This is a genomic window from Paenibacillus sp. JCM 18996 (genome assembly GCF_055392555.1).
In genome coordinates, this window is sequence record NZ_AP043884.1 from 1,468,260 (window position 1) to 1,492,742 (window position 24,483).

At 51.3% G+C, this 24,483-nt stretch carries 25 protein-coding genes and 1 pseudogene; all 26 read right to left on the minus strand.

Annotated features, from left to right (window positions below):
• Positions 1–385: 385 nt before the first annotated feature.
• Entirely contained in the window at positions 386–1,474 is a 1,089-nt protein-coding gene (locus ACZ5N7_RS07205) for a prephenate dehydrogenase (protein WP_464658427.1), read from the minus strand.
• 24 nt (positions 1,475–1,498) lie between these two features.
• A complete protein-coding gene (gene hisC, locus ACZ5N7_RS07210) occupies positions 1,499–2,602 on the minus strand; it encodes a histidinol-phosphate transaminase (protein ID WP_464658428.1) in 1,104 nt (367 codons plus the stop codon).
• Positions 2,603–2,612: 10 nt separating this feature from the next.
• The gene (trpA, locus tag ACZ5N7_RS07215; RefSeq protein WP_464658429.1) at positions 2,613–3,434 is read right to left on the minus strand and encodes a tryptophan synthase subunit alpha; all 822 of its coding nucleotides are present in this window, start codon (positions 3,432–3,434) and stop codon (positions 2,613–2,615) included.
• A complete protein-coding gene (gene trpB, locus ACZ5N7_RS07220; protein ID WP_464658430.1) occupies positions 3,421–4,626 on the minus strand; it encodes a tryptophan synthase subunit beta in 1,206 nt (401 codons plus the stop codon). The genes trpA and trpB overlap by 14 nt, the downstream gene beginning before the upstream one ends.
• The gene (locus ACZ5N7_RS07225; protein ID WP_464658431.1) at positions 4,619–5,374 is read right to left on the minus strand and encodes a phosphoribosylanthranilate isomerase; all 756 of its coding nucleotides are present in this window, start codon (positions 5,372–5,374) and stop codon (positions 4,619–4,621) included. Before ACZ5N7_RS07225 ends, trpB begins: the two co-directional genes overlap by 8 nt.
• Positions 5,375–6,178, minus strand: coding sequence for an indole-3-glycerol phosphate synthase TrpC (gene trpC / locus ACZ5N7_RS07230; protein WP_464658432.1), 804 nt, complete (start codon positions 6,176–6,178; stop codon positions 5,375–5,377).
• Positions 6,168–7,208, minus strand: coding sequence for an anthranilate phosphoribosyltransferase (gene trpD / locus ACZ5N7_RS07235; RefSeq protein ID WP_464658433.1), 1,041 nt, complete (start codon positions 7,206–7,208; stop codon positions 6,168–6,170). The genes trpC and trpD overlap by 11 nt, the downstream gene beginning before the upstream one ends.
• Positions 7,209–7,250: 42 nt before the next feature.
• Positions 7,251–8,798 carry an anthranilate synthase component I gene (gene trpE / locus ACZ5N7_RS07240; protein WP_464658434.1) on the minus strand — a complete coding sequence of 516 codons (1,548 nt, stop codon included), beginning with the start codon at positions 8,796–8,798 and terminating at the stop codon, positions 7,251–7,253.
• Between the two features lie 356 nt (positions 8,799–9,154).
• Positions 9,155–9,520, minus strand: coding sequence for a chorismate mutase (gene aroH, locus ACZ5N7_RS07245; protein ID WP_464658435.1), 366 nt, complete (start codon positions 9,518–9,520; stop codon positions 9,155–9,157).
• Positions 9,521–9,523: 3 nt separating this feature from the next.
• Entirely contained in the window at positions 9,524–10,618 is a 1,095-nt protein-coding gene (aroB, locus tag ACZ5N7_RS07250) for a 3-dehydroquinate synthase (RefSeq protein ID WP_464658436.1), read from the minus strand.
• Between the two features lies 1 nt (position 10,619).
• Positions 10,620–11,783 (minus strand): chorismate synthase, encoded by a 1,164-nt coding sequence (gene aroC / locus ACZ5N7_RS07255; protein ID WP_464658437.1) that lies wholly within the window; start codon positions 11,781–11,783, stop codon positions 10,620–10,622.
• Positions 11,784–12,038: 255 nt separating this feature from the next.
• Complete coding sequence (locus ACZ5N7_RS07260) at positions 12,039–12,200, minus strand: hypothetical protein (protein ID WP_464658438.1); 162 nt, start codon at positions 12,198–12,200, stop codon at positions 12,039–12,041.
• A gap of 77 nt (positions 12,201–12,277) precedes the next feature.
• Positions 12,278–13,072 (minus strand): CheR family methyltransferase, encoded by a 795-nt coding sequence (locus ACZ5N7_RS07265; protein ID WP_464658439.1) that lies wholly within the window; start codon positions 13,070–13,072, stop codon positions 12,278–12,280.
• 72 nt (positions 13,073–13,144) lie between these two features.
• Positions 13,145–13,588: a nucleoside-diphosphate kinase gene (gene ndk / locus ACZ5N7_RS07270; RefSeq protein WP_464658440.1), complete on the minus strand. Its 444-nt coding sequence runs from the start codon at positions 13,586–13,588 to the stop codon at positions 13,145–13,147.
• A 144-nt stretch (positions 13,589–13,732) separates the two neighbouring features.
• Positions 13,733–14,707, minus strand: coding sequence for a heptaprenyl diphosphate synthase component II (gene hepT, locus ACZ5N7_RS07275; protein WP_464658441.1), 975 nt, complete (start codon positions 14,705–14,707; stop codon positions 13,733–13,735).
• Between the two features lie 11 nt (positions 14,708–14,718).
• A complete protein-coding gene (locus ACZ5N7_RS07280) occupies positions 14,719–15,567 on the minus strand; it encodes a menaquinone biosynthetic enzyme MqnA/MqnD family protein (RefSeq protein WP_464658442.1) in 849 nt (282 codons plus the stop codon).
• A complete protein-coding gene (locus ACZ5N7_RS07285) occupies positions 15,551–16,162 on the minus strand; it encodes a UbiX family flavin prenyltransferase (RefSeq protein WP_464658443.1) in 612 nt (203 codons plus the stop codon). Before ACZ5N7_RS07285 ends, ACZ5N7_RS07280 begins: the two co-directional genes overlap by 17 nt.
• Positions 16,155–17,027: a UbiA-like polyprenyltransferase gene (locus ACZ5N7_RS07290; RefSeq protein ID WP_464659182.1), complete on the minus strand. Its 873-nt coding sequence runs from the start codon at positions 17,025–17,027 to the stop codon at positions 16,155–16,157. Before ACZ5N7_RS07290 ends, ACZ5N7_RS07285 begins: the two co-directional genes overlap by 8 nt.
• A 21-nt stretch (positions 17,028–17,048) precedes the next feature.
• On the minus strand, positions 17,049–17,783 hold the full coding sequence (locus ACZ5N7_RS07295) for a demethylmenaquinone methyltransferase (RefSeq protein ID WP_464658444.1): 735 nt from the start codon (positions 17,781–17,783) through the stop codon (positions 17,049–17,051).
• Positions 17,784–17,795: 12 nt separating this feature from the next.
• Positions 17,796–18,656 carry a heptaprenyl diphosphate synthase component 1 gene (locus ACZ5N7_RS07300; protein ID WP_464658445.1) on the minus strand — a complete coding sequence of 287 codons (861 nt, stop codon included), beginning with the start codon at positions 18,654–18,656 and terminating at the stop codon, positions 17,796–17,798.
• A gap of 89 nt (positions 18,657–18,745) precedes the next feature.
• A complete protein-coding gene (locus ACZ5N7_RS07305) occupies positions 18,746–19,288 on the minus strand; it encodes a hypothetical protein (RefSeq protein WP_464658446.1) in 543 nt (180 codons plus the stop codon).
• Between the two features lie 121 nt (positions 19,289–19,409).
• Entirely contained in the window at positions 19,410–19,628 is a 219-nt protein-coding gene (gene mtrB / locus ACZ5N7_RS07310) for a trp RNA-binding attenuation protein MtrB (protein WP_464658447.1), read from the minus strand.
• A 112-nt stretch (positions 19,629–19,740) separates the two neighbouring features.
• Complete coding sequence (locus ACZ5N7_RS07315; RefSeq protein WP_464658448.1) at positions 19,741–21,585, minus strand: ABC transporter ATP-binding protein; 1,845 nt, start codon at positions 21,583–21,585, stop codon at positions 19,741–19,743.
• On the minus strand, positions 21,569–23,314 hold the full coding sequence (locus tag ACZ5N7_RS07320) for an ABC transporter ATP-binding protein (RefSeq protein ID WP_464658449.1): 1,746 nt from the start codon (positions 23,312–23,314) through the stop codon (positions 21,569–21,571). The genes ACZ5N7_RS07315 and ACZ5N7_RS07320 overlap by 17 nt, the downstream gene beginning before the upstream one ends.
• 60 nt (positions 23,315–23,374) lie before the next feature.
• Positions 23,375–23,755: a hypothetical protein gene (locus tag ACZ5N7_RS07325; RefSeq protein ID WP_464658450.1), complete on the minus strand. Its 381-nt coding sequence runs from the start codon at positions 23,753–23,755 to the stop codon at positions 23,375–23,377.
• Positions 23,756–24,156: 401 nt separating this feature from the next.
• A pseudogene (locus ACZ5N7_RS07330) lies at positions 24,157–24,450 on the minus strand (transposase); the annotation flags it as partial.
• Between the last annotated feature and the right edge of the window lie 33 nt (positions 24,451–24,483).

Here is a 24,483-nt window from a genome sequence, read left to right on the forward strand (position 1 = left end):
TATGACAGTGTCATTCCCCCAGCGTCTCCACATTGTATACTTAAGAAGAGAGGCAAAAGTTGCGGAAAAATGGCGTCATTTTTTAAACAGCGAAATCACAACGATTTCCAAATCAATAAGATCATTCTATTATAATCCATTTACTGGGACAGCTGAAGTCATAAATTGTAAACTTTTTGCGAAAAAATGACTGGAAGTATGTAAAATGAGGGTAGAAACAAAAAAAAACCGCCTCGAAAGGCGGCTGCACAATGTGCGAATTCGGATAGGAGTGGAGAGAAACCATACTGTACTTTTATTATATGTATCCGTTTACATTTTGTCAACGTTTTTTTTGAAAACGGTTACTGTTTCAACAATAAAAGACGGGGGCCGAGCCCCCTCATCAAATGTGCACTTCATATTCAATTTGCAAAATCTCTCTGGCCCGTTCCATATCCGTTTCATTCCGGAAGGAAAGCCTAAGGATCCCCGGCACATCTTCCCTGCTCTCGATAATCTGGATGTTGCTCAGATTGATCCGCTCTTGGCCGAGTACAGTGGTAATCTGACCGATGATGCCCGGATGGTCGGGAATGTCTACATAAATTTCGTACAATGACGAGATCATCCCTTTTCTCCGTTCGGGCAGCTCGCTGCGGAATACATTCGCTCTCTGGAACTCGCCCTCAACGCCGGTTCCGTCCTTGTCGGCCAGCATCGCAGTGAACTTCTCGATTTCCGCGTTCCAATCCTTGAGCAGCTTAAGCACCACATCCCGGTTCGTGATCAGGATATCCCGCCACACAACCGGGTCGCTTGAGGCAATGCGGGTGATATCCCTGAAGCCGCCTGCGGCAAGCTGGACATAGAGCTCATTGCTCTTGTAATACCCTGCAATCTGATTTACGAGCGCGACTGCGATAATATGCGGCAAATGGGAGATTGCGCCGACAATCTCGTCGTGCTGCCGCGCGTCCATGGTCATCGTAAGGGCTCTTGTCAGCTTAAGCAGCTCCTTCAACCGGTCCACTTGATTCTGCGGGACGGCAGACCCCGGTGTCAGCACATAATAGGCGTTCTCGAACAGAAGCGAGGTGGCGGCCTCGACTCCGGAGCTTTCCTTGCCGGCCATCGGATGTCCTCCGATAAAGTATACGTCCTGTGGAAAAAGAGTCTGCGCCAGCTGGACGATCGAAGATTTGGTGCTCCCAACATCGGTGATAATACAGCCCGGCTTCAGAGAAAACTGGTTCAGCTTCTCCAGATACTGCTCAATGTAGCTGACGGGGACGCAAAGAAAGATAAAATCGGCGTCCTCGGCCGCCTCTTTCATCGATGTTGTGGCATAATCGACAACATTGCGCTTCATGTACTTCTGGGTCGAGCTTTCACTGGTCGAGTGTCCAACTACGCGGATGCCCGGCTTTCCTTTAAAGCATAACGCAAGCGAGCCTCCGATGAGGCCCACTCCGAATATTGTAATGTTTGTCATGTAATACTCAACCTTCTACGTCATTTATGCTTCGACAGCGGCTTCGCTCAATACCTGCTGCAGAGCTTGTATAAACTTTTCGTTCTGCTCCCGGCTTCCTACCGTTACCCGCAGCGACTGGGGATATCCGAGTTTATGGCCGCCGCGGATGATGATGCCCTTGCGTAGAAGCGCATTGAAGGTTTGTTCGGCGTCGCGGCCCACGTGAACCATAATAAAGTTGCCATGCGCCGGGAAGGAACCCAATCCGAGCTTCGCGAACTCCTCCTTCAGGTATTGCATTCCTTCCGCATTCGCCTGGCGGCAATCATTGATAAACTGCTGGTCCTCAATCGCTGCCAGTGCTGCCGACTGGGCGAAACGTGAAGTGTTAAAAGGCTCGCGCACCTGGTTAATAGAGCGGATCACATCAGGATGGCCTATTGCGTAACCGATACGCAGTGAAGCGAGCCCGTATATTTTCGAAAAGGTACGAAGGATGATAATGTTCTTATGTTCTTTTAACAGCTGGAATGAATCCGGGAAATTGCTCTCGGGAGCAGTGTATTCGACGTATGCTTCATCCAAGGCGATCAGTACGTGCTTAGGCACTTTACGGATGAAAGCTTCCAGCTCATCGTGTGTTACGATGGTGCCCGACGGGTTGTTCGGATTGCAAATCCAGACAATCTTGGTCCGCTCGTTGATTCTGGCCAGCATACCGTCCAGATCGTGGACTCCGTTTACAAGAGGGACCTCGATGCTCACCGCCCCCTCGATTCCAGCATTATGCTTGTATTGAGGGAACGTATGGGTCGCCATCACGGTCTCGTCGCCTTGAACGAGGAAAGCTCTCGCCAGCATAAGGATCACTTCATCGGAACCGGCGCCGAAAATAATCTGATTGGTATCCACGTTGTAGAACTTCGCGAGCGCTTCGGTCAGCACAACGCTTCCGCCGTCCGGATAAAGGCTGGCGTTCTCGATCTCTGCGGCAATCGCCGCTTTCGCTTTGGGAGAAGCGCCGAACGGATTCTCGTTGGAAGCAAGCTTGATGATCTCGGTCAGGCCCAATTCGCGTTTTACAGCATCCGTGGATTTTCCCGGTTCATACACCGGCAGGTGTTCGATATTTGATTTAGGGTTCACTGGGTTCACCTCATGAATAGGATTTAATGCCTTGCAGCTCTTTGACAAAATTGCGGATTTGCCCCAAAGCTTCTTCTCTCCTGCCCGCCTGAATCAGAGGCACCACCTCTTCCACTTTTCTTACAATGGCGCTTCCGACAACCACACCGTCGCAGATTGAAGCGAATCTGGCGTACTGCTCATGGTTGGAAATTCCGAATCCAATGGCAACAGGCAAGGAAGTGGCTCCTTTAACCGCAGCAAGAAACTCGTCTACGGCAGAATGGAATTGCGCACGCTCTCCGGTCACTCCCAGGGTGGATACGCAATAAACGAATCCAGAGGCTCGCGAAGCTATCTTTTGCACACGATTGTTGGATGTAGGGGCGACCAAAGGGATGAGATGGATGCCTCTGGCTTCCGCGCTGGCTTTCGCTTCTTCATCTTCCTCCATCGGAAGGTCTGGTATAATGATACCGCTAATTCCATTCTCGCTCAATAACTCGAACAGATTCTCCAAACCGAGCTGAAGGACCGGATTATAATAAGTGAACAGGATAAACGGCAGCTTGCTTCCCTGCTCCCTTGCACTCCGCGCCGTTTGGATGACGTCCAACACACTTACCTGGTTGTTCTGCAGAGCTCTCATGGAAGAACGCTGGATCACCGGACCGTCCGCCAACGGATCGGAATAGGGCACGCCCAGCTCGACCATTGCGGCTCCGGCGGCCTCGAGCTCATGGATAATTTCCACCGAAGTGGCCAGGTCGGGGTCTCCGACGGTGATAAAAGGAATCAGGGCCGTTTCTCCCCGCCGCTTCAGTTCCTGAAATACTTCATCAATGCGGTTCATTCGTACCCCTCCCGAGATATTTCATAATCGATTCCACGTCTTTGTCACCGCGCCCGGACAAGCTTACTACTATGATCTCATCCTTGCCCATGTTCGGGGCCACCTTCAAGGTCTGTGCAATCGCGTGCGCGCTTTCGAGAGCAGGGATAATCCCTTCCGTACGGCTCAGCAGCTGGAGCGCGTCCAAAGCTTCCTGATCTGTGATCGGAACATACTCGGCGCGCTTTGTATCTTTCAAATACGAATGCTCAGGCCCTACTCCCGGATAATCGAGTCCTGCCGAGATCGAATGGGCTTCCTGGACCTGGCCGTATTGATCCTGCAGCAGATAGCTCATCGAGCCTTGGAACACGCCGTGGCTTCCCTTGGTCATTGTCGCCGCATGCTCGTTCGTGTCCACTCCTCTGCCCGCGGCTTCAACGCCGATCAAGCGGACCGAGCCGTCGTTTACAAAGGGATAAAATATCCCCATCGCATTGCTTCCGCCTCCTACACAAGCAATTACGGCATCTGGCAGCCTGCCTTCAAGCTCCTGGATTTGGCGGCGGGATTCGTCCCCGATGATCCGCTGAAAATCCCTTACCATCATCGGATAAGGATGAGGTCCGACCACGCTGCCGAGAATATAGAAGGTATCGTTCACTTGGCTGACCCAGTAGCGCAGCGCTTCGTTTCCCGCATCCTTCAGCGTCCTCGATCCGGAAGTAACCGGAACTACCTCGGCGCCCAGCAGGTTCATCCGAAACACATTGAGCTGCTGCCGCTTCGTGTCCTGTTCACCCATGAAAACCTTGCATTCCAGGCCGAGAAGCGCGGCAACCGTAGCGGTGGCTACCCCGTGCTGGCCGGCGCCGGTTTCGGCGATGACTTTGGTTTTGCCCATCCGTTTGGCCAGAAGCGCCTGCCCTATCGTATTGTTGATTTTATGCGCGCCCGTATGGTTTAAATCTTCCCGTTTGAGATAGATTTTGGCTCCGCCCAGCTGCTCGCTCAATCTTCTGGCATAATACAGAGGAGTGGGCCGGCCGGAATATTCCGTCAGCAGGTAGCGGAGCTCCTCAGCAAATTCGGGATCTTTGGAGTATTTATGGTAAGCTTCCTCAAGTTCGATCAATGCGTTCATCAGCGTCTCGGGCACGTAGCGTCCGCCGAATTTGCCGAACCTCCCCTGCTGGTCTGGTACGTTAATCATTTGCCTTCACCCTTTCCACAAACCGCCTGATTTTCTCTATGTCTTTCTTGCCTTCCGTTTCCACGCCGCTCGATACGTCCACGCCGTCAGGCAGGTAGTCCCTTACAAGGACATCCACATTCCCGTCATGCAGACCGCCTGCGACAAACAGCTGCAGCCCATTCTTGCGCGACCAATTCAAATAAGAAGGGATCCGGTTCCAGGCAAAAGCTTTGCCGCTTCCCCCTCCGGTGAGCGGATCGTGAGTATCCAGCAGCACCGCGTCAATGGAATGGCGAAAAGGATCCAGCTGCGAGCTCACGGAGTCTTTTTCTTTATTCACGGAGTGCGCGGAGGTATCATTTGAGTCGCTTGCTTCCGGAAAAGAAACGACCTTGAACACCTTCACCGCAAAAGTCTCTTTCACCCAGCGGCAGAACTCCGGCGATTCCTGGCCGTGCAGCTGAATGACATCAAGCGGCGCCTTTGCCATCGTATCACGCAGCTGCCCTTGCGCAGGATTTACAAAAACGCCCGCAAACGCGGGAACAGAAAAGGCAGCTTCCGCACCGGAATTCTGCCCGTTTTGGAGAAGCTTTCCGCGGCTGCCCACGGACCGCATCCACCGGATCATTTCACCCGCCCGTTCCGGAGTCACCTGTCTCCTGCTCGGCGCAAAGACGAGTCCGACGTAATCGATCGGTAAGTTTACGATAGATTTTAACACTTCAACGTCCTGAAGTCCACAAATTTTTACCTGGGCCGGCATTTAACTGGCTCCTTCCGGCGGAAGAGGACCAAGCAGCTTGGATACCGCCTCGCCTACATCGGGCTGCCTCATAAAATGCTCTCCCACAAGCACGGCATCCGCCCCGATCGAAGACAAATAGCCGATTTCCTCCGCTTTGGAGATTCCGCTTTCGCTGACGATAGTGCGCCCTGCCGGGATCAAGCCGATCAGCTCTTCCGTTGTATGCAGATCGGTGACGAACGTCTTCAGATTGCGGTTGTTTATGCCGATCAAAGTGGAACCCGTTTGGAGCACCCGCTCGAGCTCCTCCCGGTCATGCACTTCCACGAGCACATCGAGCCCGATGGATTTGGCGGCTGCCTGATACTCACTAAGCTGCTGTGTGTTGAGTATCGCCGCTATGAGCAGAATGGCATCAGCGCCTATAATTCGGGCTTCGTAAATTTGACGCACATCTATTATAAAATCTTTACGCAGGATCGGCAGCTTCACCGCTTCCCGTACAAGCTTCAAATAATCGTTGGAGCCTTGAAAATATTCCACATCCGTGAGGACGGAAATGCAGTCTGCACCCGCCTTTTCATATGCACACGCAAGACCTGCAGGCTCAAAATTTTCACGTATCAGGCCTTTAGAGGGCGAAGCCTTCTTTACTTCCGCAATCAATCCCATGTTGCGGTTTCGCCCGGCGGACAGCTTGTTCTCAAAGCCAAGGCACGGCTTCATATCCGCAACAGCATTTTCCAACGCGGAAATGGTTGCAGTTTGCTTCAATTGCTCGACTTCCTTCTGTTTGGTTGCTACGATCCGGTCAAGAAACATGGCTCACTTCTCCTGTAAAATAGACTAGCTGCCGGAGTTTGTCAGACGCTTTACCGGAATCGATCAGATTCGCGGCTATCTTGACGCCTTCCTGCAGCGTGCTGCAGCGCCCGGTTACATAGAAGCAGGCTGCCGTGTTGGCCAGCACGATATCGCGGTGCGCACCGCGGGAACCGCTGAAAATGCTGTTGATGATTTCGGCGTTCAGCGCCGCGTCCCCTCCACGCACATCGCGGATGGAAGTTGCGCGCACACCGAGGAAATCCGGGGTGATCTCGTATGTTTGGATCTCGCCGTTCCTTAGCTCCGTTACCTTGGTTACGTCGGAGATACTGATCTCGTCCAGTCCGTCATAGCTGGCCACGACCATCGCCCTGCGAAGCTCCAGCTCCTTCATGACGCTCGCAATCAGCTCCGTCTTCTCCGCATCGTACACGCCGAGCAGCTGGTGATCGGCTCCCGCCGGGTTGGTCAATGGTCCGAGCAGATTAAAGATGGTTCTCACGCCGATCTCCTTGCGCGGCGCAGCGGCATGCTTCAACGACTGGTGAAACAGCTGCGCGAACATGAAGCAGATGCCTACCTCCTGGAGGCAGACCGAAGCCTGCTCTGCGCTTAATGAGATGTTAACGCCAAGCGCCTCGAGCACATCAGCGCTGCCGCTCTTGCCGGACATGGCGCGGTTGCCGTGCTTCGCCACCCGGACTCCCCCCGCAGCGGCAACGATCGCGGACGCTGTAGAGATATTGAACGTTTCCGCGCCGTCTCCGCCGGTTCCGCACGTATCCAGCAGCCCCTGCTGCACGGTGCGTACGCGCTCGCCCTTCTCTCTCATCGCCTCGGCGAAGCCCGCCACCTCCTGGATCGTTTCCCCCTTCATCCGTAGCGCCGTCGCAATGCTGCCGATCTGCGCCGCCGTTGCCGCGCCGTCCATAATCTGGGACATGAGCGCCCGGGCTTCCGAGCGCTCCAGATGGGCGCCCGAGATCAATTTATCGATTGCATGCGGTATGGAAAAGATAAGCTCCATTGTTTTAACCCTCCCTGGATCTGCATGTTGGTTTACTCGTTACTATACGTTGATATAGTAGTCATGATTGGTGATCGCCCGCTGTTCTGACGGCGCTCCGAAGATCGCTTCCGCCGTGCGGATGGACTTCAGCATTCCTTTTGCCTTGTTGGCCGTCTCTTCGTACTCGTTCTCAGGTATGGAGTCCCATACGATTCCGGCTCCTGCCTGGACGTAGGCTTTGCCGTTCTTGAACACAATCGTGCGGATGGTAATGCATGTATCCAGGTTTCCGGAGAATCCGAGATAACCGATGGCTCCGGCGTAAGAGCCCCTCGCTTCATTTTCCAATTCGGCAATGATCTCCATCGCTCTCAGCTTGGGCGCGCCCGACACTGTTCCCGCCGGCATGCAGGACAAGAAGGCGTCGAAGAAATCTTTGTCTTCCCGGAGTTTGCCGGAAACGTTGGAAACGATATGCATGACGTGGGAATACCGCTCGATCTCCATATAAGTGTCGCACTTCACCGTTCCGAATTCGGACACTCTGCCAATATCGTTGCGTCCCAGGTCCACCAGCATCAGGTGCTCCGCCCGCTCTTTTTCATCGGCCAGCAGTTCCTTTTCCAGCGCCAGGTCCTCTTCCTCGGAACCGCCGCGCTTGCGTGTGCCTGCAATCGGCCTTGTTTCCACTTTTTCATCCTCGACCCTGACAAGCATCTCAGGCGAGGTGCCGACAATGACTTCGTCGTCCATTTTCAAGTAATACATATAAGGCGAAGGATTCATCGTTCTTAGTACGCGGTACACATGGAAAGGAGAAATATCCGTGGCAATTTCGAACCGCTGGGACAGCACCACTTGAAAAATATCGCCCGCACGGATATATTCTTTGGCCTGATCCACGTTAGCTATAAATTTTTCTTTGCTGACATTGGAGCATACTTCGCCGAGCTCGACGTCTTCCGGAATCGGAGTGTTGCGCATCGTTTGCGGAGGCAGCGGCTTCGTCAATCTGTCCACGGTCGCCTCGATTCTTTTGCACGTCCGCTCATAGGCTTGAACGATCTGACTGTCCGTGGCATTCGCCGGAATATGCACATTGCCAATAACCTGGATTTGCTGTTTAAAATGGTCGAACACAATGACCTGGTCGCAGAACATAAACTGAATATCGTTCATATGCAGATCGTCGACTCTATGGGAAGACAGCTTTTCATAATATTGCAGCAAGTCGTAACCGAAGAATCCAACGGCCCCGCCGGTAAAACGGGGAAGATCGGCAAGCGCCGGAGAGCGGTAGGCTCTCAGGCGGGCTTTTAACAGATCCAGCGGCTTCTCGTAAGACACCTCTGTGCCCTCCGCCGTCTCTATGCGGCTTACCCCGCCTTTGGTGGTCAACATCAGGAAGGGGTCCGTCCCGATAAAAGAATATCTCGCCCATTTTACTCCACCCTCCACGCTTTCCAGCAGAAAGGCCCGCTTCTCCTCATGGAAATGCTGGAACACCCGAATCGGCGTTTCCGTGTCCGCCATCAACTGCCGGGTCACCGGAATCAGATTGTAATCTTTGGCCAGACGAATGATTGCTTGGGCCTCTTGTGAATACATAAACACCTCTCCTTATATGTTCTCCCAAAAGTGAAGCAAGCCTCTGAAGCCTATTGGTTAGAGCAGCTTGCCGCCGTTTTCTTGGTAACGAAAGTCGCATTTCGCTTTGGCGAAAGTTCTTTAACGTGCAAAAAAGCCTCTCACGGTTAAGCGGAGGCTTTCGAGAATAGTATTCATTGAGGGATGGAAAAATATCATAATAGAGTGTATCCACCAACGTGGACAGACACCTCTTATGTATCGTTCAAAACTTGCCTCATCTCATCTCAACTTCTCTCATCTCTACTCAAAACGCTCTCTGCTCAACTCTTCTACTTCTTATAACTATACCGTTATGAGGACGCGATTGTCAACGGTTATTTGCTTATATCAGGCCTGAGCTGTTTGGCTCCGCCTAAATAAATATGAACCATCTCGGCCTGGGTCTTATTCGTATTAACTTGTACCATCAAGCGGATACATTTTCTCAGCGAGTTAGGCACCGGGATCTCCACCGAGCACATCAAAGGCACAAGTTCCCAGCCTGGCATTTGGCGAATGGCGCGAGCCGGAAAAGTAGCGGTAATATCCTCCGTTACCGTAACAAACAAGGAGGCGATATCCTCAGGCTTGATCGCATTGCCGGCCACAATTTCTTTAAGCAACTCCGTCGTCGCGGACAGAATTTCTTTCTCTTCATTCACTTCTACGGTCGTAGCCCCGCGAATTCCCCTTACAAACATCGTCTAGGCCTCCTCTTTCAACTCATCCACCACTTGTCGAACCCATTCGGCGGACATCATCTTGACAATCTCTACCTTGCCAATCTCTGTCGGAATGATAAAAACCATCTGTCCTTCGTTAAACTTCTTGTCGTGCATCATCGCTTTCATGATCTCATCCGTTGCCAGTCTCTTAGGAACAGCAACGGGAAGCCCGAACTTCAGCATTATGGACTTGGTAAAGCGGTATATTTCTTCGGTGTAGCCTAAACGCGCTGCCAGTTTTGCCGCCCCCACCATACCTATGGCGATACCTTCCCCATGCGTAAGCTCGCCGTAGCCGGCAACCGCCTCCAAAGAATGGCCTATCGTATGGCCCAGATTCAGGATCGCCCTCAGGTCATTCTCCTTTTCATCGCGGGAAACGACGATGGACTTCACCCTGCAGCCTTGATACAAGCCGTACTGAAGAGCATCCGGATCGCGTCCGATCAGCTTATCCGCATTATCGAAGCACCATTCGGCGAAAGCCCGATCCCAGATTAACCCGTGCTTGATCATCTCGGCCAGCCCGGAACGCACTTCCCTTGACGGCAGTGACAGCAGCGTATCCGTGTCATACAGAACCAGTTCCGGCTGGTGGAAAGCGCCGATGCAGTTTTTGGCGAGCGGATGGTTGACCGCAACCTTGCCGCCGACAGCGCTGTCATGGGCGAGAATCGTTGTTGGAATCTGCACGAAGCGGATTCCCCTCATATAAGCCGCGGCAGCAAATCCGGCCAAATCGCCGACGACCCCTCCGCCCAGAGCGACGATCACCGATTTCCGGTCAAGGCCCGCTTCCAGCGCGTAGGTGATGATCTTCTCGAACATGGAGATCGATTTGGATTTCTCTCCCGCCGGGATGATAAACGAAGACACCGTGTAGCCGTCCGCTTCCAACTGTTCCTTCAAGGACTCCAGATAGTGAGGCGCAACCCCGTCATCGGTGACGACGAGCAGGGGAGAGCCTGCACCGATGCCGCTTCGCTTTAAGTAAGCTCCGGCGTGCTCGAGCAGGCCCCTGCCGATATAGATGGGATATGAACGCGCTCCTAGATCAACGGTCAGCTCCATCATATTAGTAGCTCTCCACTTGAGCTTTGTATGCATTTAAGTTATTACGGATCTCTTCAATCGAATCTCCGCCGAATTTTTCCATGAACGCATGCGCCACTTCCCATGCCACAACATTCTCCAGAATCACGCCTGCTGCGGGAACGGCACAAGTGTCGGATCGCTCGACCTGCGCAGTCAGCGCTTCCTTCGAGTCGATATCGACGCTCTGCAACGCTTTGTACAGCGTCGAGATAGGCTTCATCACGCCGCGCACTACAATCGGTTCGCCCGTAGTCATGCCGCCTTCAAAGCCCCCCGCACGGTTCGACGCACGATAGAATCCCCGCTCCTCACTGTACATGATTTCATCATGCACCTTGGAGCCGCGCAGTTTTGCCGCTTCGAAGCCGATACCAAACTCGCAGCCCTTGAACGCCTGGATCGACAGCACCGCCTGCGCGATGCGTCCGTCTAGCTTGCGGTCCCACTGCACGTGGCTGCCCAGACCGACGGGCACGCCTTCAATGACCACTTCGACGATGCCGCCCAGCGTATCGCCGTCCTTCTTCGCCTCGTCGATCGCCGCGATCATCCTGGCTTCCGCCTCTTTATCCGTCACACGCACCGGAGACTCCTCCGTTATGCGGACCAGTTCGTCCAGCGGCAGCTCCTGCCTCCTCGCTTCCACTTCGCCGATGCGGATCACCTGGCCGGCCACCTTGATGCCGAATTCCGCAAGAAGCTGTCTCGCAATCGCTCCGCACGCCACTCTCATCGTCGTTTCACGGGCGCTGGAACGCTCAAGGATGTTGCGCATATCGCGCTGGTTATATTTCAATCCGCCGTTCAGGTCGGCGTGGCCGGGTCTCGGGCGAATCAGTCTGCGCTTGCCTTCGCTGCCCTCTTCCACGTTCCCTATGCCCATGACAGACGTCCAGTTCTTCCAGTCATTGTTCGCTACGACCAGCGCCACAGGCGCTCCAGTGGTTATTCCGTGCCGCACTCCGCCGACCACCTGCGCGGTATCCTTCTCGATCTGCATCCTTTTGCCGCGGCCGTACCCTTTCTGTCTGCGGTGCAGCTGAAAATTCATTTCCTCAAAATCAATCGTCAAATTGCTGGGAAGCCCCTCAATAATCGCAGTCAGCTGCGGTCCGTGCGTCTCTCCCGCTGTTAAGTATCTCAAAATCCCTTACCCCTTTCATCCGTTCACAAGCCAAAACGCCGTAAACTCCGTCCGCCTTCCTGTGTTCGGGCAGCGGCCGTGCTTGCAGTTGTGCGGAACGCTTTAGCGCTTTTAAGTATTAATAGATATGTACTGATTATAGTATAGGTCCATCTATTTGACAATCCAAAGAAATGGCATCGAATGATTGCCGGCACTAAAAAACACGCCGTTCGGAATCCCGAATAGCGTGCTTGAAAAAACGGCCGCTTCCTTTTAACCGGTTATAGGCTGTTTTCTGTTCTTCGATGCGTCGTTCTGCGCGTGGTCATTCACCAGTCCCATGATTTGGACAGAGTCAATGCCCAGTATTTGCGCGCACTCCTGAATTGTAATCAATCCCCTGCGGTAGGCTGTAATCACTTTTCTTTTATCCACGGGCTTGCCCTCCTATCCTTCCGGCTTGTGTTGTAGCCTTAGTATAGGAATTTATGGAAAAAGATATACATGCGCCATTACGCGTTTATTTTCCTGTAAAAGAACGTTTCCGCCGGCTGCAGGCCATATTGTGCCGGACTGAAGATTTGCTCCGTGCTGCCCACGAAAAGCAGCCCATCCGGCTTTAACGCCTTGGCGAATTTGTGATATAACTGGTGCTTTGCCTCTTCCGTAAAATAAATCGTCACGTTCCTGCACACGATTAAATCGAATCCGCTTTCGAACGGGTCCACCAGAAGATTCTGCCTGCGGAAATTCACCGAACGCTTCAATTCCCCGCTGATATGGTACGTCGCTCCGACCTCTCGAAAATACTTCTTAAGATACGGCTCCGGAACCTCCTTCAGCGAACGTGCGAGATAAACTCCCTCGTTCGACTTCTCCAACGCGCCTGCGTCGATGTCGGTTGCCAGCAGATAAGCCGATGAAAGAAGCTGCTTTTCCGCAAGAATCATCGCGATCGTATAGGGCTCTTCTCCGGTCGAACAGGCTGCGCTCCAAATTTTCAGCTTCTTGCTTTTGTGCGCCATCTCGGGAATCAGTTTATCTCTAAACACTTGCCAACGGTTTGGATTCCTCCAGAATTCGGACACGTTGATCGTCATCCGGTCCAAAAATTCATAGAGCAGCGCTTTATCCTTAATTAATTCGTCATAGTATGAGGCAAAGGTGCTAAACCCGTTTTTTGTCCTGAGAGTAGTCAATCTGCGCTTCATCTGGGCTTCTTTATATTGGGATAAATCTATATTTGTAAAACGGTGAAACTTGCGGACAAAATCCTGAAAATCGAGTTCTTCCTGCTGTACTGCCAACGGCTCCCCCACCTTATGTTATATGCTGTTTCTCGCATTCTATATCGGCAGAGGGAGCCTTGTTCTTAAGTACTAAATCCACTGGCTGATGACGCGATTGTACTCCACGATTTCTTCCTTGCGGAAAAAGTTGTTGATTTCACGCTCTGCGCTTTCGGGAGAATCGGAGCCGTGGATAAGGTTCATTCCCGTATGTACTGCAAAATCTCCGCGGATCGTTCCCGGAATGGCGTCCAAAGTATTCGTTTTGCCCATCAACGTCCTCGACAGCGTGATCACCTGATCCCCCTGCCACACCATAGCAAAAACCGGGCCGGATGTGATGAAAGAGATCAGACCGTCATAGAACGGCTTGCCTTGGTGCTCTTCGTAGTGAAATTCGGCCTGCTCCTTTGTGACGACCATAAGCTTGCTTGCGGCAAGCTGAAAACCCTTTTGCTCAAACCTCTTCACGATCTCTCCGATTAATCCGCGTTGAACTCCGTCCGGCTTGATCATTAAATAAGTTCTTTCCATCAATTAACGCCTCCAAATAATATGACTCTTTATTAACCTGCAGATGCTTGTCGGGATGGATAGCCTGCCAAGGCTGTCCAACCTTTAACAGTATACCACCCTCCCGGGAAAAAATGAAAGCCTTTCCCTGATCAAAAGGCGTGATCAATAAGAGCGGCTGCCGATAAAATGCGCGATATTCACCAAATCCTGCCTGGCCTGCACATTTGGGAGCGAGTCCAAAGCCGAAAGCGCTTTGTTTATGTACTTTGTCGCAAGCTCGTCCGCCCTCCGGATTCCTTCGCTCCGCCTCACGATGGCTATAACGCTTTCCGCCCCCGCATCGCTTTGACCGTCTTGAATCTTGGCCAGCTCGGACAGCAGCGGTTGGCGAAGATCGGGTTCCTGCAGCGCGAAAATGACCGGAAGTGTAATATTCCCTTGCCGGATATCGCTTCCCGGAGGCTTGCCAAGCTGATCTAGCGTACCGTTCAGGTCCAGAATGTCATCCCGGATCTGGTATGCCATCCCGACATTATAGCCGAAAGAGTAGAGTTTGTTGACGGTCTTCTCGTCAGCTTCCGCCGCCACGGCGCCGAGCTGGCACGCGATGGCGATCAGAAGGGCCGTCTTCCTCTTTACGCGCAGCAGATAATCGCGGATCGACTGGTCCGCCTGAAAGAAGCAGCGGATCTGTTCCATTTCGCCGATGCACATCTCTACGATGGCTTTGGACATAATCCGGTGTATAGTCTGGTCCGGCAGTTCGGTCACTACCCCTAGAGCCTTGGCAAAAATATAGTCGCCGGTGTACATCGCAATCCGGTTATCCCATTTGGACTTCACCGTCAGTTCCCCGCGTCTTGTATCCGCTCCGTCAATAACATCGTCATGCACTAGCGTCGCCATATGAATGAGCTCCAAGGCCACCGCCACATTCTTGATCCTCTGCACATCATATTTGCCGAACTGTCCTGCGAGCAGTACAAAAACGGGGCGGATTCTCTTCCCTCCCGCTTTCAGCAGGTGGACAGATGTCTGGCGCAGCGTCGGATGCTCCGAATAAACGCTCTTTTCCAGTTCATTCTCCACCAACGCTATGTCTTTTCTCATTCTTGCGTACAAATCCAATAATTTCATGCGTTCACCTGTTATAAGGAGTCATTAGACCATATTTGCAGAGGGACCCGCCGGGGAAGAAAACCCAGCTCCCAAGCATATTTATAATACAGCTCCAAGCCGGCCGCCTGCTCTTGGCCAAAATCGTGGGTCAATTGGGAGAAGTAATGTCTCCAATATTGTTCCGTCCCGCCTACTTTGGCCATCGCTTCATGGATCAGGGACAGCGGCTCTTCCTTGGAAGCTTGCTTGCTGTGGATAAAAGCTTTGTAGATTGCGGCAATCGTCCCGGGGTGGCGGCCGATCGTATCCTTCCTGACGGCCCATACGGCAAAGGTCATGCCCCGGCCCGTTTGCTTCTTCCATTCTTCCCCTAAATCCGTCACCAAATAACCGTGGTCTTCCCAGCTTGCTTTAATGGCGTCGTCCCCGATCAGCAAAGCGCCGTCCATTCCTTTTATCATATCATGCAGCGACGGGGAAGCATATTCATAATGGGGCGAGCCTCCGTAAAACTTTTGCAGCAAAATTTTTAGCAGATGGACGGAAGTGGCTGAAGTCGTGGGAAGCGCAAATCGACCATCCTTAATAACCTCAAGCGGTTCCCGGTGAAACAAGAGGATGGAATTGACTTTGTTCTTCGCGCTCACGGAAAGATTGGGATACATCATATAATGTTCAAAATGCTCCCCATATGAGAACGAAGAAATCGGCCCCATATCGATCTCCCCGGCAGCCAGCGCCTTGTTAAGCCCTGTGGGTACCTGGGAATCGAATTCCGTCAGGCCGTGCAGGCCCTCCATTGGAAAATAATGATACATAGGCCATGCGTTCGTATAATTGATCTTGCCGATTCGAATGATACTATCTGTGTTGTTCATCTTTGTCTCCCCATCTTCTATAGAGATCATGCTCGATGTCCATGCTGTCCAACACTTTGCCTACAAGAAAATCCACCATTTCATCGATCGATTGGGGCTTATTATAGAAGGCCGGCATTGCGGGAATGATTCGCGCTCCGGTTCTCGCAAGGGTCAGCATATTGTCCAAATGGATCGCGTGCAGCGGGGTTTCCCTGGGCATCAGGATCAGCCTGCGCCCTTCTTTCAGCATGACGTCCGCCGTACGCTGAAGCAGGTTCGCGGAGCTGCCGTGCGCCAAAGCAGAGATCGTGCCCATGGAACAGGGAACCACCACCATTCCTGCGGTCACAAAAGAACCGCTGGCCGTGCCCGCTCCGATATCGCCGATCGGATGATAGATGCAACTGCCATGCTCGCCGCCCATATGCCTCTCCAGCGATTCCTTTCTGCGGGCGGCGTCCCAGCCCAGTTCTTCCTTCAGCACCCTCCAGCCTGCCTCCGTAATAATCAAATGGAGGTTATGGCCTGCAGACAGCAAATAACGGCACAGCCTTACGCCATAGATTGCTCCGCTGGCTCCGGTAATGCCGATAACCCAAGGTTTTTTACGCATAACGGATCACCAAATCGATGAATGTAAAAACGAACATGACGATACTGAGCACACCGTTCATCGTGAAAAACGCGGTTTGCAGCTTGGACATATTTTGCGGCGAAACGATGCTGTGTTCGTACATCAGGATCCCGTAAGATATGACCACTCCGGCAAGGTACCACCAGCTAAGCCCGGTCAAAAAGAACAAAGAGATCAAACCGGCCGCCGTCACGAAATGAAATCCTCTGGCCAGAAATAAAGCTGTTCCGATTCCGAAGCGGCTCGGTATGGAATACAATCCCTCATTGCGGTCGTGCTCCTCGTCCTGCGTGGCGTAAATGATGTCAAATCCGCCTATCCAGAAAGCTACCGCCACATAAAATATGATCGAAGCCAAAGTGAACTTGCCCGTTACGGCAATCCAGCCGCCCAAGGGAGCGAGGCCGATCGTCAACCCCAAGAACAAATGGCATAACCAGGTGAACCGTTTCGTGAAAGAGTAGGCCACAAGGCAAAAAACCGCGATCGGCATCAGCTTCATGCAGAGCGGATTCAAATGATAAGAGGCGATAAACAGAGCTATAAAAGAAACGATAATGAAGATCAAGGTTTCTTTGGACGACAAAAGACCTGCGGGTAAAGCCCGTCCGGCCGTTCTGGGATTTTTGTGGTCTATCGCTTTATCGATGAGGCGGTTCAAGCCCATCGCCGCACTTCGAGCCCCCACCATCGCGAGAGTGATCCAGCCGATCTGCGCCCAAGCGGGAAGCTTCCCTGTCAGCACGACAGAACCCAACAAGGCCCCCATGTAGGCAAAAGGCAAAGCAAACACGGTATGCTCGATTTTGATCATTTCCAGAAAGATTTTTATTTTTTTCAACAACATGTTTACCGCTCCCGATTTTTACTCGTCTGAACGACGGCCTGCTTTGTACCCGATATGTAGAGCCGCTATGCCGCCGGTCAAAGGAAAAGCCGCCACGTTCTGAAGGCCGGTGTCCCTGAAGATTTGCGCCAGCTGCTTGTGGTCGGGAAAATGAACAAGCGATTCGGGCAGCCAGCGGTACTGCTCGTACTTGTTGGCAATCAGCTTGCCAAGAAAGGGAAGAATTCGGCGGAAATAAAAATAATAAATGCCCTTGAACGGCTGCCAGGTCGGTTTGGAAAGCTCCAGCGAAACGACCATCCCTCCGGGTTTGACCACCCGCTGCATCTCCTCAATCACTTTCACCAGATCAGGTACGTTGCGGAGCGCTAGCCCGATCGTAGCGTAATCGAACGAATTGTCTTCAAAAGGAAGGCTCATCGCGTTGCCGTGGACTAACTGTATCTGCTTGTCGAGCCCCGCTCCCTTTACCTTGACAGCCCCTACCGCCAGCATATTCTCGCTAAAGTCGAGGCCGACAATCCGGCCTGTACGGCTTTGTTCGGCTATGGCCAACGTCCAGTCGCAGGTTCCGCAGCATAGATCGATTGCACTTTCGCCCGGCTTAACGTTCATCTTCTTCATAGTGAACTTTCTCCAGGCTTTGTGCCGTCTAAAGCTTAGAATGTCATTCATCAAATCGTATTTGGTCGCGATGCTCTGGAATACAGAGTGCACAAACTCTTCTTTAGATTTCTCCGCCTTGAACTCCATCGGATGTCCACCTCATATTTCTTCCTGCACTTTTAAAGACGATAGATAATGCGTAAAAGGCTCGTACAGCGCGGCAAGCTCCCCGGCCAGCCTGTCCGGCTCCAGCTGCTTGACTTTGGCCGCCAGCCCTTTGATATGATCGTCCAGAAGTTGATAAAGCTGTCCCGGAATATGGTACTTCATTAAAATCGTTCTGATACGGCCCGGCTCCAGTTCCTGGCTTTGAAGCAGCTTCCTGTCCTCTTTGGCCCCGTTCTGAAGGACATGCCAGAAACCCCAGCTCTCTTTGAAATCCCCCGCCGCCTGCGTCCTGAACAGCTCCTGGAGCAGGAATTCCCCTTTGACGAATGCCTGCACGATCTCCGGCCAGAGCGAGGAGGCCTTTCCCTTCAGCAGACCGGTAAAAGACAGGTAAAGCTGGCTGCGGATTTGCACGGAACGCTGGATATATTCCTCAGCGGTCAGCTTTAAAGTTTTCATTGTCAAGTACAGGCTCATCTTCTGGCGGTTCACTTCGCATATGTTCTGCGCGAGCGCCTTGATCATCCCGATCTGACCCGATTGCGCAAGAATATGGTAAAACCGGGCGCTGAAATAATCGCCGGCCAGTACTTTCAACTGTTTGGAGCGCAGTGCGACTTGCCCGTTCTCCTCTTTGTCGTTGGACACCAGGTCGTGCGTATCCGTTCCAAGCTGCATGAGCGAAGTGGCCAGCGAGAGCAGCTCGCTCTGGGCTGCGCCTGATTCGCTGCTCAGGAAAGAGTACAGCAGCCGGGTCCGAATATCCGGAAAAGGAGGCAGGTCAGTGTGAATTTGAATCATGTCGTATTCCGTATATTTTTTGGCGATCTGTGGGACTTCATAACCGTTCATACGATGCCTCCGAACCTGATAGCAGCTTACGGGCTACACCCGTCCTATATATTTAAACTATTATATCACATCAGCATCCATTTTCGTAACTATTCCCCGTTGTAGCGTTCGTTCCATCTTGACGTTGTAGTCACCCGAAAATGATTCTGCACGAACTGCCGGAGCAGCGCAGCATTATCAGCTTTAACAGCAGCCTGGCCGGCCGGAATATCTTCCCTTCTGGCGTCCATCGCAATCAACAATTGTCCGGTCGGATTCACGGCGGCGTGGGAAGCGTCCAATCCTCGAACGAGTACCTGCGTCACATTCGAGGTGTCTTTCAGCGCGAAGAAGGCAATTTGGTATAAATCCTTGTAGACCGTGCCCGATTCCGTCGAGGAAGAGATGTTCAAATCAATGGAAAGGATGCCCCGGCTCAGTTCCACCTTGCGAATCCTCAGCTGTAAAGGTAACTCGATCATTATATCAACTATATTTTGCTGATTCAACTGCTGGGCCCCCGTTTTTTTGAACACGGAAAGAGCAAGCTTGCCTTGGGACCGGCCCTGCTCAAACTGCGGCAAATAGGACAAAAGGGCGGCGACGAGACCGGATAGAATGACGGTAACCAGAATACGGGCGGTTCCTTTCATTGGCGGAAAACCTCCTGGCGTAGGTTCTATAAGTCTGACTGACGTAAATGCAATCCGCCGGACAGACTCCTACCACCATTGTACAAAGAAAAAAAGCAGGCTATGCCTGCGCTGACGGAAATTATTCTTCCGTGTTAATGATTCCGTATTTTGTGTAAATTGTAGCTTTCCCTCTTATTTTCACTGCAGAAGTATGCTGTGTAAACTGCGCGAGCATGACCTCGCCCTTGTCCAGTTTCTCTGTATGGTGAAACCTGGTGTCATTGCCCCGTGTAAGTCCGATCACGTGAACTCCGCTTTCCCTGGCCTTAATCACAAAATAATCGCCCTCTTGGTCCATGGTAACCCTCCGTTTGACAACTGTCTTTTCGTATACCTTCAATCATGCTAAAAAATAAGTCTGTTGTCAAACGGAAGAGCGCCTCTCAGGCGGCCATTCCGTCTTTAACCTCCTATACTGCTCTTTGAAACTGGCTTGTATACAATTCATAATAGAAGCCTTGAGCCTCCAAAAGCTGGAGATGCGTTCCCTTTTCGACAATTTCGCCGCTGTTTAGCACCACGATCATATCGGCATCCTGAATAGTGTTTAAACGATGGGCAATCACAAAGCTCGTGCGGCCTTTCATCAGGTTTTTCATCGCTTCTTGTATGTGCATTTCCGTGCGCGTATCGACACTGCTGGTTGCTTCATCCAGAATCAGAATGGCGGGATCGGCCAGAATCGTCCTGGCAATGGTAATCAGCTGGCGCTGCCCGTGGCTCAAATTGCTGCCTTCTGCAGTCAGAATAGTGTCATAGCCATGCGGCAGCCTGTTGATAAAACCATGCGCATTAGCCAGCTTAGCCGCAGTCTCGACTTCTTCGTCCGTTGCGTCCAGGCGGCCGTATCGTATGTTCTCACGAATACTGCCGGAAAACACGTAAGCGTCCTGGAGAACCATTCCAAGCTTACTGCGCAAGCTGCTCTTGTCCATGCTCCGGATGTCGACGCCATCAATCGTAATGGCGCCTTCATCAACGTCGTAAAAACGGGTTAACAGGTTGACAATGGTCGTCTTGCCGGCTCCCGTCGGCCCGACCAAAGCAATCTTATCACCGGGGACCGCAATAAAGGAGACTTGCTTCAAAATAGGCGACTCCATTTTATAGCTAAAGGAAACCTCATGAAACCCGACTTCGCCTCTCAGTTCGCGGCAAGCTCGCTTCTCCCCATCCTCTCTGTATTCGGATTCCAAATCCAATATTTCAAAGACACGTTCGGCTCCGGCAACGGCGGATTGAATCATATTATATTGATTTGCCAATTCGTTGATCGGCCGGTTGAATTGTTTCGAATAATTTAAGAAGCTGACGATAACGCCGATCGTCGTCCAATCGTGGAACGCCATCCAGCCCCCTGCGGCCGCGATGAAGGCAAAACTCAGATTATTGACGAAGTTCATGACCGGACCGACCATGCCGGATACAATTTGAGCTTTGATTCCAACACGATTCAGTCTTTGGTTGATCTCTTGAAATTGTTTGACGGCTTCGGCTTCGCGGCGAAATGCTTTTACAGCTTTTTGACCTCCGATCGTCTCCTCTATAAATCCGTTCAGTTCTCCTAAGTGCTGCTGCTGTCCTTTGAAATAATTTCGGGTGAGACTTGAGATCTTTTTGGTCGCGGATAAGACAAGCGGAATACTTGCCAGGCTGACAAAAGTTAGAAACAGGTTCAATCGGAGCATCATAACGAGCGAGCCGGTAAGTGTAATGACACTGGTAAGCAGTTGAATAACACTTTGATTCAAGGAATTTGATACATTCTCTATATCATTCGTAGCGCGGCTCATCAGTTCGCCATGGGGGCGGCCATCGAAAAATTTGATCGGCAGCTGCTGAAAATTCTCAAATATGTCATTACGCAGTTCCTGCACCGTCCGTCCGGATACACCTGCCATTACGTAGGATTGCATCCATGAAAAAAAGGTGCCAAGCAAATAAAAGCCAAGCAACAATAAGCATAACCATACAAGACCCGTATAATCTTTCGGGATAATATATGCATCGACGGCTCTTCCCATTAAATAAGGGCCGACAAGCCCGATGATGGAGCTCAGCATTGTTAAAAGAGCGACGATCAGCAATCCGGCCCGCTGCCTGCCTAAATAGACCCACAGTCTTTTTACAGTTGAGTAAGTATTTTGAGGCCGCACCTTGGGACCTATGAACCTGCCGGGTCCGCCGCCTATCCCGATCGGGCTGCTCTGTGGCTGCATGGAATCGGGCTGAGTTCGGTTAACGCGCTCTGACATAGGCTAGCTCCTCCTCTTTCCATTGAGAGCGATAAATATCTTGATAGATCGGACTGCTCCTGAGAAGTTCATCGTGGGTGCCTTCGGCCACTATTCTCCCATGTTCAAGAACAAGGATTTTATCCGCATCAATAACCGATGTAATACGCTGAGCGATGATGAGTTTAGTGTTTTGCTTCATTAGTTCTTTGAATGATTTCTGAATTCTCGACTCCGTTCCTAGATCCAACGCGTTGGTACTGTCGTCGAGGATCAATAGTTTGGGACGCATCAGCAGAGCCCTTGCAATTGCAATCCGCTGCTTCTGGCCCCCGGATAAATTTATTCCTCTTTGACCGAGCTCTGTATCATAACCGTCCGGCAAGTGCATGATGAAGGAATGAGCCTCAGCGGCTTTGGCGGCAGCCTCTACTTCTTCCTGAGCGGCATCAGGCTTTCCGAAACGAATGTTATCCCGGATCTTTCCGGTGAACAGTATGGATTGCTGCTGCACAATCCCGATTCGGCTTCTAAGAAGGTCCAGCGGAATATCCCTTACGTCGGAGCCGTCAATCAGCACTCTGCCGCTTGTCGTATCGTAGAATCGGGGGATTAAATTGACCATAGAAGACTTGCCGGCCCCGGTAGCACCCAAGATCGCGATAGTCTGGCCGGGCTCCGCCCGAAAGCATATATCATGCAGAACAAAATCCTTTTGTCCGTTATCGTAGGCAAAGCAAACGTTCTCAAATATCAACTGTCCCGAATGGAAGGCTTCTCCCAGGACAGGCTTCCTCGAATCCTTGATCTCGGGCTCAATGACCAACGCATCATTAATCCTCTCTGCGGATGCCTGGGCGCGGGAAACGAACGACAGCATATTTCCGAGCATGAGCATCGCAAAGAGCAATTGTATCACATAGTTGGTAAATGCAATCAGATCGCCGACAGAAAGGCTTCCGTTCCAGGTCTGTACTCCTCCGTACCACAGTACGGCTACGATGCTGACATTCATAATCAACATCATGACCGGTATGTTTAAAGCTGCGGTTCTGGAAGCTTTGACCGCGATTTCCGTAAAATCCCTGTTAGCATGGGCAAACCTTGTGCGCTCGTAATCTGACCGGACAAACGATTTAACTACCCGGATCCCGGATAAATTTTCTTGTATCACCGTGTTTACGCGATCCAGCCTGGATTGGACTTTGGAGAAAAGCGGAAAGGAAAGCCGAATCAGGAAAAACAAAACGATGAATAGTGCTGGAACTGCAAAGGCTAATATTAGCGTCAATCGAAGACTAATTACAATCGCCATCGTCAGACTGCCGACTACGAGCAGCGGAAATCGGATTGCACGCAGTATCATTTGTACCAACGTTTGAACCTGCACTACGTCATTCGTCAACCTGATAATAAGAGAACCGGCGTTCAGTTGATCCAAGTTACGAAATGATAACGTTTGCACTTTTTGGAATAAATCATTTCTTAGGTCGGCTCCGAAGTTTTGGGAAGCGATACTGGAATAAACCGTACATCCAACACCTCCGATTAAACCTATAAAGGCAATCCCGATCATCTGCAGTCCCGTGCTTTGAATCAGAAACAGATTACCTTTCATGATACCGTCATTAACGATATACGCCATCAGCTTCGGCTGGAGCAAATCCATGCAGACCTCAATCAGCATTAAAACAGGCGCCAATAAAGCGCATTTCCAGTAAGGCTTCAAATACGATTTCAATTTCCACACAGCTGCTCACCTCTATTGACGATCGGATCCCGCTTAAAAACTTTAAACTTCCTGCCTGTTTTAATCACATCGATTGTTGTCATATTTCACATCATCTCCATCCCTTTTTTTATCGTTTTCGTAGGAGACTTCGCGCAGCTCAAACGTATGGATAAACTCTTGGATGATCGTATCGACCGCTTTTAATTCACCGCTTATAACTTGCTTAATGGAGTCGTATTCAGGCTGACTCAGCTGCTGCAATAAAGTCGAACGCTTTACATTCAGCTTCTCCAGAAATGCGATAGCCCTGCCTCGGCGAAAGGTTTGGGCGCTTTGGAAACGCTGCTCTGAAAGATCCCGTATTCCGACTTTAACATCATGTTCATGACCTCGGTGTTCCCAATGACCGTTATGACCGTGATGCCCTTTATGCCCATGTTTTCCTCCTTCGCGCATCATTTACCCGCCTCCTTAGTTTGTATATATATGTATACGTAGCTTCTTTTGTATACAAGTGTATACGCCTAAAGGATAATTGTCAATATTTGTTTATTGGTGATAATATAAAAAAACCTCCTATCATTGACACAACAAAAACACTTCTGCCGGGCGAATATTAGCTATAACTAAATAAACCATGACCCATCAAGAAAAAAAGAGCATCGTATCGTTGATCAGCGTCATACTCATTTTCGGATCTTATTGCTTGTACATGTTCCAGCGGTACCCCGAAGGGGGTCTGGAGTCGGCGGAAACCTTTCGCTACTGGGGCTGGAGTGCTCCACGTAACATCATTCATTTCGCTCGCGGAAATATGGGTGGTGGTGTTGGAGGGTCTGTACAATAAAGTGTGTAACCTCTCAAGTAACTCTTTTAAAATCGGACAAGGGAATTGGTTCCAGCACGTATAGCATGGCGATGATGTTCTTTTCCGAGCGGTAGCCACGGGCTTTCCGTTTAGCGGCCTGGAATAAGCTGTTTACTCCCTCGAGCAGACCGTTGGCCAGTTTGGAGGAGAACCATCGTAATGGTGCTGAAGCATCTTGGCGACATCTACCATGGGATCGAGCCGACAACGCAGCCCCCACTGAATCCAGTCTCAGCACCAACGGTGCAATGCAGGCAGGATACCGGTAAATCTCTGCTACTATAATATGTTTGACCTAACTTATCAACACGAAAAAACC